The organism is Bradyrhizobium liaoningense (assembly GCF_018130955.1).
Taxonomy (GTDB): domain Bacteria; phylum Pseudomonadota; class Alphaproteobacteria; order Rhizobiales; family Xanthobacteraceae; genus Bradyrhizobium; species Bradyrhizobium liaoningense_C.
Genome location: NZ_JAFCJM010000117.1, coordinates 1 through 8,327 on the forward strand (window position 1 = coordinate 1; position 8,327 = coordinate 8,327).

At 65.6% G+C, this 8,327-nt stretch carries 8 protein-coding genes; 5 read left to right on the forward strand and 3 right to left on the reverse strand.

The genetic code is table 11. The annotated features are described in order from the left end of the window. Positions 1 to 146: 146 nt before the first annotated feature. A complete protein-coding gene (locus JQ632_RS38480; protein WP_212407930.1) occupies positions 147 to 1,355 on the reverse strand; it encodes an NnrS family protein in 1,209 nt (402 codons plus the stop codon). Positions 1,356 to 1,512: 157 nt separating this feature from the next. Here JQ632_RS38480 and JQ632_RS38485 point away from each other — a divergent pair, with 157 nt between their 5' ends. Next, the gene (locus tag JQ632_RS38485; RefSeq protein ID WP_212407931.1) at positions 1,513 to 2,223 is read left to right on the forward strand and encodes a Crp/Fnr family transcriptional regulator; all 711 of its coding nucleotides are present in this window, start codon (positions 1,513 to 1,515) and stop codon (positions 2,221 to 2,223) included. A gap of 148 nt (positions 2,224 to 2,371) precedes the next feature. On the opposite strand, the gene hemN is transcribed toward JQ632_RS38485, so the two are convergent. Then, a complete protein-coding gene (gene hemN / locus JQ632_RS38490) occupies positions 2,372 to 3,724 on the reverse strand; it encodes an oxygen-independent coproporphyrinogen III oxidase (RefSeq protein ID WP_212407932.1) in 1,353 nt (450 codons plus the stop codon). Between the two features lie 188 nt (positions 3,725 to 3,912). Here hemN and JQ632_RS38495 point away from each other — a divergent pair, with 188 nt between their 5' ends. From JQ632_RS38495 to JQ632_RS38510, 4 genes are all read left to right on the forward strand, one after another. Continuing rightward, positions 3,913 to 4,113 (forward strand): hypothetical protein, encoded by a 201-nt coding sequence (locus JQ632_RS38495; protein WP_212407933.1) that lies wholly within the window; start codon positions 3,913 to 3,915, stop codon positions 4,111 to 4,113. A gap of 18 nt (positions 4,114 to 4,131) precedes the next feature. After that, positions 4,132 to 4,995: a copper chaperone PCu(A)C gene (locus JQ632_RS40385; protein ID WP_212407934.1), complete on the forward strand. Its 864-nt coding sequence runs from the start codon at positions 4,132 to 4,134 to the stop codon at positions 4,993 to 4,995. A gap of 126 nt (positions 4,996 to 5,121) precedes the next feature. Next, positions 5,122 to 6,219 carry a copper-containing nitrite reductase gene (gene nirK / locus JQ632_RS38505; RefSeq protein ID WP_212407935.1) on the forward strand — a complete coding sequence of 366 codons (1,098 nt, stop codon included), beginning with the start codon at positions 5,122 to 5,124 and terminating at the stop codon, positions 6,217 to 6,219. A 57-nt stretch (positions 6,220 to 6,276) separates the two neighbouring features. Next, positions 6,277 to 7,155 (forward strand): SUMF1/EgtB/PvdO family nonheme iron enzyme, encoded by an 879-nt coding sequence (locus JQ632_RS38510; RefSeq protein WP_212407936.1) that lies wholly within the window; start codon positions 6,277 to 6,279, stop codon positions 7,153 to 7,155. 89 nt (positions 7,156 to 7,244) lie between these two features. Here JQ632_RS38510 and JQ632_RS38515 read toward each other — a convergent pair whose 3' ends face one another. After that, positions 7,245 to 8,189 carry an alpha/beta fold hydrolase gene (locus JQ632_RS38515; protein WP_212407937.1) on the reverse strand — a complete coding sequence of 315 codons (945 nt, stop codon included), beginning with the start codon at positions 8,187 to 8,189 and terminating at the stop codon, positions 7,245 to 7,247. Between the last annotated feature and the right edge of the window lie 138 nt (positions 8,190 to 8,327).

Genomic DNA, 8,327 nt, shown 5'->3' on the forward strand with positions numbered 1-8,327 from the left:
TATAAGCCACCAGGACCAAAGACCATGCGAGACGGCTGGAGCCGCCTCGCCGCCACGCTCGAGGGCTATGCTCTTGCACCCAAGAACAAAATCCGGGAATCCCCTAGCCCACACGGGGAGAGGGTGCACTGAGCAGGCGGAGAGATTTAGCGCGCAGCGGCTGCGGGGCGCGGCGTCGCGAGCGCGCGGCGGCGCAGGCCGAGCAGCAGCGGGCCGAAGGCGAGTGCGAAGCCGAGATAGGCTACGACCCAGGCAAAGGCTGCGATGTGCAGCAGCGCATCGCCATGCCATGGCGCGACCGCCGCGCAGACGCGCGTCAGCGCCGCGATAATGATCGCGCCATAGATTACGTGCGTCGCGACTGATGCGGTCAACGCCTGCCCGGTGTGGCCGAGGCTTGCGCGCGTCATCACCGCGAGCGTCATGATGCCGGCGGCGCCCGCCATCCAGGCGTGAATGCCGGCGCTCGGCGGCAGCACGCCGAAGGCGGCCGCCGCATGCAGCAGAAAACCGAACGGCACGAAGACATAGCCGACATGCAGGATCAGCAGCAGCCGCTCGCGCGACGTGCGGTCGCCGGCCCAGCGCGCGAGCCGCACCAGATGCAACAAGCCCACGAACGCCATCGCGACGCCGGTCGCCACGCTCAGCGGACTTATGACCCAGGCCAACAGCGTCAGCGCGCTCAAGGCGATCACGATGCCGTCGAAGCGGCCGAACGGCACCGGCAGGCGGCCGGGATTCATCTTCACCAGCCAGTTGCGGGTGAAGCTCGGGATGATGCGGCCGCCGATCAGCGACAGCAGCAGCACGACCACGGCGATGCCGAGGCGGATGCTATAATCGGCGCTGCCTGCGAGATGCGCTTCGAGATGGAAGGCGACATTGCCTGACAGCAGCAGCGTGACCATCAACACGACCGGCAGATTGCGCCAGTTCTTGCCCGCCACGATCTCGCGCGCCGCGGCTGCGACGACCAGCGCCAGGAACGCCGCGTCGACCACGAGCGCAAACAGCCAGCCGGTCTCGGCCGACAGCGTCACCGCGATGCGCCCCGCAAGCCAGACGATCACCAGCCCGGCCAGCGACGTGCCCTGGATCGGCAGCCGGCCGGTCCAGTTCGGGATCGCCGTGAACAGGAAGCCGGTAATGACCGCGGGCAGGAAGCCGTAGAGCATCTCGTGGACGTGCCAGTCGCGCGGGGCGAAGGCCGAGGTCAGCGATATCTCGCCATAGAAGGCCGGTAGCCAGACCAGGATCGAGAGGGCCGCCTGGATCGCCGCCAGCAGGAAGAACGGCCGAAAACTGTTGGCCAGCAGCGGCCAGCCTTGAAAGGTGCGGGAACGGCTGGCCATGGCGGTCAAACTCCGGTGAAATCGGCTCTGGTGAGATCGGTTCTGGTGAGATCGGTTCTCAAGAGCAAAAATACCGCCGCCCCGCCGGTCCGTTTTGCGCTATCGCAAATTGCCGGACGATCGAAGGTGCCATGACACAGTCGAAACTGGAGGCACAATGGCCAAGGTCGACACGTCGCTGGTTGCGAATTTGCCGCTGTTTGCGGGCTTCAAGCCGGAGGAACTCGACGAGATCCTGCGCGAGGCCCGCTCGGCGCGCTTTCCGAAGAACAGCGCCGTCTTCGAGCAGGGCGAGGATGCGCATTCCTTCTTCCTGCTGCTGCACGGCCATGTCCGCGCCGCCAAGACCACGCCGACCGGCGAGCAGATCGTGGTGCGCTATGTCGCCCCCGGCGAGACATTTGGGCTCGCGATGGCGATCGGGCTGACGCAATACCCGGCCACCGCCACCGCGGTCGACGACAGCGTCGTGCTGGCTTGGCCGACCGGCACCTGGCCGCGGCTGGTGCAAAAATTCCCGGCGCTTGCCACCAACACGTTGCAGACCGTCGGCACCCGCCTCCAGGAAACCCACACCCGCGTGCTCGAGATGTCGACCCAGCAGGTCGAGCAGCGCGTCGCGCATGCGCTGCTGCGGCTCGCAAAACAGTCCGGCAAGAAGCTCGACCACGGCATCGAGATCGACTTCCCGATCAGCCGCCAGGACATCGCGCAGATGACCGGCACCACGCTGCACACCGTGAGCCGCATCCTGTCCGGCTGGGAGCAGCTCGGCCTGATCGAAGGCGGCCGCCAGCGCATCATCCTGCGCGAGCCGCACAAGATCTTTGTGCTCGCCGAACAGAGCGCGGGCGGCGGGCCGGCTTGATCCTCTCCCTCTCCCCGTTCTTACGGGGAGAGGGTTGGGGTGAGGGGCTCTCTCCGCAAACACGGTAGACATCGAACGCGCGGAAGCTCCCCCTCACCCGATCGCTTCGCGATCGACCTCTCCCCGCGAGCGGGGCGAGGTGAAGAAGCTACACCGCGCGGCTGTGCAACTGCTTGGCGCTGTCGAGATGGGCGTCGAAGGCAGCCGCAACGCTGCGCAAGAGGAAGCGGGAATCCCTGGTGACCGCGAGCTGGTCGCCCGCGAGCTCGACCACACCGTCCGAGATCAGGTTCTTCAGCCGCGGTGCCGACTTCAACATTGCATCCGACGCTGTGCCGTGGCGGGCGCAGACCGCGCCGAGATCGACGCCGAAATCACACATGATGCGCTCGATGATGTCGGCGCGCAGCCGGTCGTCGTCGGTGAGCGCATAGCCCTTGACGGTCGCAAGACTGCCGGCGCCGATGGCCTGCGAATAGGCATCGGTCCGCACGTCGTTCTGGACGTAGCCCTGCGGCAGGTGCCCGATGGCGCTGGCACCGAGGCCGATCAGGACCTCGCTGGCATCGGTCGTGTAGCCCTGGAAATTGCGGCGCAGCCGGTGCTCTCTGAAGGCTGTCGCCATCGGATCGTCGGGCAGCGCGAAATGATCGAGCCCGATCTGAACGTAGCCGGCTTCCTTCAGCGCATTGGCGATCGCGCAGGACTGGTCGTGACGCGCGAGAGTATCGGGCAGGCGGGCCTCGTCGATCTTGCGCTGGTGCTTCTTGAAGCTCGGGACATGCGCATAGCCGAACACCGAGAAGCGGTCGGGACGCAGCTCCAGGCAGCGCTTCACCGTATCGATGCAGGATGCGACGGTCTGGAACGGCAAGCCGTAGATCAGGTCGAAATTGACGCCCTTGATGCCGGCCCGCCGCAAATCCTCGGTGACCTTCTTGGTCTGCGCAAAGCTCTGCACGCGGTTGATCGCGACCTGAACGGCGGGATCAAAGCTCTGCACGCCGAGGCTTGCGCGATTGATGCCGGCGAGCGCCAGCGCGTCGGTCATCTCTGGCGTCAGCGTGCGCGGATCGATCTCGATGGCGATCTCCGCCTGCGGCAGCACGAAGAAGGCGCGGCGGATCGCCGCCATCAGCTCGGTGAAGGCTTCAGGCGCCATGATCGTCGGCGTGCCGCCGCCGAAATGGATGTGCTCGATCTTGATGCGGCGGCCGATGGCTTCGGCTACCAGGCCGACCTCGCGCAACAGGATCGCCTGGTAGGCCGCGACCGGATCCTCGCGGCGGGCGACCTGGGTGTGGCAGCCGCAGTACCAGCACATCTTCCGGCAGAACGGCACGTGCAGATAGAGCGAGGCGCTGACATTGGTCGGAATTTCAGCCAGCCATCTGGCGTAGACGTCGGGGCCGACCGCGGGCGAGAAATGCGGCGCAGTCGGATAGCTGGTATAGCGCGGCAGGCGTTCCTCGCCGTAGGCCGCCGCAAGATCGGTTCTCATTCCAAAATCCTCGCAATCTGCCGACCGCACGGCCGTCTTTGATGGTCTTCCTCTACCGCGGATGGGAGCGCGCGACCTTGCGCTCGCTCAAAGTCGGGAGCGGGACAAGCTTGCGCTTGCGCAAAGCGGAGGCAGCGGATTTCGGCCATGGTTCGGCCTGATCACGCAACCTATGCGGAGTTTTGACCATGGGACTGCTCGCCCTCGATATCGTGCTGTGGCTCATTCGCGGTCACATTCCGCGGTTCGACGACTTCCAGCCCCTGCCGGTGGCGCCGGTATCGGCCTCCGGCCGCCTGGTCCGCGCCCTCGCCGCCACGGTCGCGGTCTTCGCCGCGCTGTCGCTCGCGGTCTGGGCGACGGTCTGGCTCGCCATGGCCCTGTTCTAACCGACGAAAGACATCATCATGATTATCTCCCGACGTGCACTGGCCTGCGCGGCCGCCTTGTCGTGCCTCGTGTCGCAACCTGCCCACGCCGGCGATGCCAGTCTCGGCGATCTCGTCATCACCCGCGCCTGGAGCCGGGCAACGCCGGGCGGCGCAAAAGTCGCCGGCGGCTATCTCACTATCGAGAACAAGGGCAAGACGCCGGAGCGCCTCAAGGCCGCCGCAACCGCCCTCGCCGCAAAGACCGAGATCCACGAGATGGCCGTCACTGATGGCGTCATGACCATGCGGCCCATCGAAGGCGGCATTGTCATCGCGCCCGGCGGCTCCGTGCAGTTGATGCCGGGCAGCGGACATCTGATGCTGGTCGGGCTCAACGCAGCCCTGCGCCAGGGCGACCAGGTGCCGGTGACGCTGTCGTTCGAACGCGCCGGGGACGTCAAGGTCACGCTCGACGTGCAGGCGGTCGGCGCACAAGCGCCGGAATTTTCGCCGCGCGCCGAGGCTGCGAAGCCAGAGACGATTGCCGCGGCCGCTGAGGATGACGAAAGCTTCTTCACCCATCTGCATGCCGAACGCGCGATGGCCAATGTCACTGTTACGCCCGGCCGCGCCGGCCCGGTCGAAATCGCGATCCAGCTCGAAGATGCCAATGAGTTACCGCTGTCGGCAAACTCCGTCGCCGTCACGCTCGGCAATCCCGAGCACGGCGTGGCGCCGATCACCGCGCGCGCGGAGCGCATCGGTCACGATCAGTGGCGGGTGAAGATGGCGGCGCCGCTGTCGGGCCGCTGGTCGCTCGGACTCGCGATCGGTCTTGGTACATCAGACCTTGGCGCATCCGACACGGTTAACGTCGTGTCGCCGATCCTGCTCAGGTAACTCACATAAGGAGTGTTGCGGAGGCAAATCGGGCGGATGTTTGTCGCAGCGCAAACCTTGTTGCCGAGATCGGCGCAAAGTGATGGCCGTGATCAAAACGTTTCAGACGAATGAAGGATGCTTCCGATGTTCACCCGCAGAGCCGCACTGATCAGCGCCGCCGTGACCTCTCTTATGCTGGCCGTTCCCGCGCTTGCCGCCGACGATCTCAAACTGCCGCGGCAGAAGGTCGAGCTGGTCGCGCCGCCCTTCGTGCACGCGCACGAGCAGGCGACCAAGCAGGGTCCGAAGATCATGGAGTTCAAGCTCACGATCGAGGAGAAGAAAGTCGTCATCGACGACAAGGGCACCACCTTCCAGGCGATGACCTTCAACGGCTCGATGCCGGGCCCGCTGATGGTCGTGCACGAGGGCGACTATGTCGAGCTGACGCTGGTCAATCCGTCGACCAACACCATGCCGCACAATATCGACTTCCACTCCGCAACCGGCGCGCTCGGCGGCGGCGAGCTCACGCTGGTCAATCCCGGCGAGCAGGTCGTGCTGCGCTGGAAGGCGACCCGCACCGGCGTGTTCGTCTATCACTGCGCACCGGGCGGCCCGATGATTCCCTGGCACGTCGTCTCCGGCATGAACGGCGCCGTGATGGTGCTGCCGCGCGACGGGCTGAACGACGGCAAGGGCCACGCGCTGAAATACGACAAGGTCTACTACATCGGCGAGCAGGACATGTATGTGCCGCGCGACGAGAAGGGCAACTTCAAGTCCTATGACTCGCCGGGCGAAGCCTACACCGACACCGAAGAGGTGATGAGGAAGCTGATCCCGACGCATGTTGTCTTCAACGGAAAAGCTGGCGCGCTGACCGGCAAGAACGCACTGACCGCCAATGTCGGAGAGAACGTGCTGATCGTGCACTCGCAGGCCAATCGCGACAGCCGTCCGCACCTGATCGGCGGCCATGGCGACTATGTCTGGGAGACCGGCAAATTCTCCAACGCGCCGGAGACCGGGCTCGAGACCTGGTTCATCCGTGGCGGTTCGGCGGGAGCTGCACTCTACAAGTTCCTGCAACCGGGCATTTATGCGTATGTCACGCATAATCTGATCGAGGCCGCCAACCTCGGCGCCACCGCGCACTTCAAGGTCGAAGGCAAGTGGAACGACGATTTGATGACCCAGGTGAAGGCGCCTGCCGACATCCCCGGCCCCAAGACCAACTGACGACGACAAAGGGGCCGGCTCATCACCGGCCCCTTCTTCTTTTTTGGGGGAAATACCATGTGGATCGCGTTCAAGCTGAAGGTGGCGCTGGCGTGTGCCGCCGGTCTCGCGGGGCCGCTCGCCGTAGGACCTCTGGTCTCGGAGGCGACGATGCGCGGCGGAGCCGGAGATCCCGCGATTGTCGAGATCGCGCCCGGCGAATTCTCCTATCGCGCGGCCGGCGACTTCACCCGCGCCGGCAAGCAGGCCGAGGCGCCACTGCTCTCGGTGCGTTTTACCAGGCCCGTTGCGATCATGCGCCATCAGGTTTCCTCCGCCGACTACCAGGCCTGCGTGCAGGACGGCGCCTGCCGCGCGCTCGACCGCGACGTCGCCGTTGCCCTCGACCGACCCGCGGTGCAGGTGAGCTGGCACGATGCGGACGCCTATGCGAACTGGCTGTCGCGCAGGACCGGCGAGCGCTATCGCCTGCCGACCGACGAGGAATGGGCCTATGCGGCCGGCAGCAGGTTCAAGGACGACGGCCTGCCGGTCGACGCCAGCGATCCGTCAAAGCGCTGGATCAGCAAATATGAGCGCGAATCCGATCGCGCGTTCACCGACAATACGCCCGATCCATTCGGCAAGGTCGGCGCCAACGAGCATGGCGTATCGGACATGGCGGGCAATGTCTGGGAGTGGACCTCGAGCTGCTTCGTGCGCTCGCGGCAGGACGAGAACGGCAATGCCGCGCGCTCGACCATCAATTGCGGCGTGCGCATCGCCGAGGGCGCGCATCGCGCCTACGTCACCGACTTCATCCGCGACGCCCGTGCCGGCGGCTGCGCGCAGGGCGTGCCGCCCGCCAATCTCGGCTTTCGCCTGGTGCGCGAGAATGTTTCGTGGGTGGCGAGCGTGTCGGGGCGGTTGGGCAAGGTGTGGTCGGCGAGGTCGTAGGCTCAGACGTGTAGCCCGGGTGAGCGAAGCGACACCCGGGAAAAAGAGTCCCCGCATATCGCTGCGCTCATGCGGGCTACGACGCCTGGTCAGCCGGCGGACGCGTGCACCGATTGCCGGAATGCCATGTAGTCGTTCGCGCAGCGATCGACCGCCTCCATCTGCGGCACATGCCCGATCTGCTCCATGAGGATCGCCCGCGCGCCCGGGATCAGTCGCTTGAAGGTCTGCAATGCGGACGGCGGCACCAGCCGGTCGGAATCGCCCCAGACCAGCAGCGTCGGCGCGGCAATGCCGGGAAGCCGCCTCTCCAGATCGTAGCCCGCAACATCATCCGCGATCGTCTTGAAGATGCGCTTGTGGAGCTCATAATTGGCCGCCGCCCGGCGCCCCAACGCCTCCCAGAGGAAATGCGGCAATCGCGGCACCTTCACCATCGCGAGCTGCATGATGCCAGGCAGGTCCGACGGCGTGCGGCAGCAAAGGACGTACTCGCCGCGTCGAAACGCTTCCATCGCAATCCCGTGCTCGAGGTCGGCGGTCCCCGCCGCCGCGATCAGCCAGAGCGTGGACACCATGTCGGGATGGGTTGCTGCAAAGCCGGCACTGATCCAGCCTCCCATGGAATGGCCGGCGAGATGCACCCGCCGCAGATCGAGGGCGTGGATGAATTGCCGCAGATTTTCCACCTGGGCCTCGATGCCGTAGTCGGCATTCTCCGGCTTGTCGCTGTCGCCGAACCCCGGCAGATCCGGCAGGATCACGCGAAATTTCTGCTTCAGCTTCTCGGCGACATCCAGCATCGTGCCGCGGTCGACGCCCATGCCGTGAACCAGCACCAGCGGCTCGCCGTGACCCGCCTCCCAATAGGCGATGTTGAATCCGGGTATGGAAATGCGCTTGTCCGCAAATCCGCCCGCCCTCAGCCGAAGCGCCAGCAGCCGTCCGGCCGTGAACTCCGGAAAGACATAGTTGAGACAAACGAGCCCAATCAGGACGGCCGCGCCCGCGACCCCGAGATATGTCAGCCACATGCTTACCACGTCCCCAAACAATCCGCAGAAAGGCGGCTTTGACGCAATGTCGCTCAGGCCCGTAGATGGGGTAACGGGCCCCCTCGGCCTTCCAACCAAGCCGCGCTAGCTACGGCGCGATTTGGTGGCGCGCGTCGC

Coding starts and splice junctions, on each gene's coding strand:
- JQ632_RS38480 (WP_212407930.1), bottom strand. CDS start 1,355: ATGGCCAGCCGTTCCCGCACCTTTCAAGGCTGGCCGCTGCTGGCCAAC.
- JQ632_RS38485 (WP_212407931.1), top strand. CDS start 1,513: ATGGCCAAGGTCGACACGTCGCTGGTTGCGAATTTGCCGCTGTTTGCG.
- hemN (WP_212407932.1), bottom strand. CDS start 3,724: ATGAGAACCGATCTTGCGGCGGCCTACGGCGAGGAACGCCTGCCGCGC.
- JQ632_RS38495 (WP_212407933.1), top strand. CDS start 3,913: ATGGGACTGCTCGCCCTCGATATCGTGCTGTGGCTCATTCGCGGTCAC.
- JQ632_RS40385 (WP_212407934.1), top strand. CDS start 4,132: ATGATTATCTCCCGACGTGCACTGGCCTGCGCGGCCGCCTTGTCGTGC.
- nirK (WP_212407935.1), top strand. CDS start 5,122: ATGTTCACCCGCAGAGCCGCACTGATCAGCGCCGCCGTGACCTCTCTT.
- JQ632_RS38510 (WP_212407936.1), top strand. CDS start 6,277: ATGTGGATCGCGTTCAAGCTGAAGGTGGCGCTGGCGTGTGCCGCCGGT.
- JQ632_RS38515 (WP_212407937.1), bottom strand. CDS start 8,189: ATGTGGCTGACATATCTCGGGGTCGCGGGCGCGGCCGTCCTGATTGGG.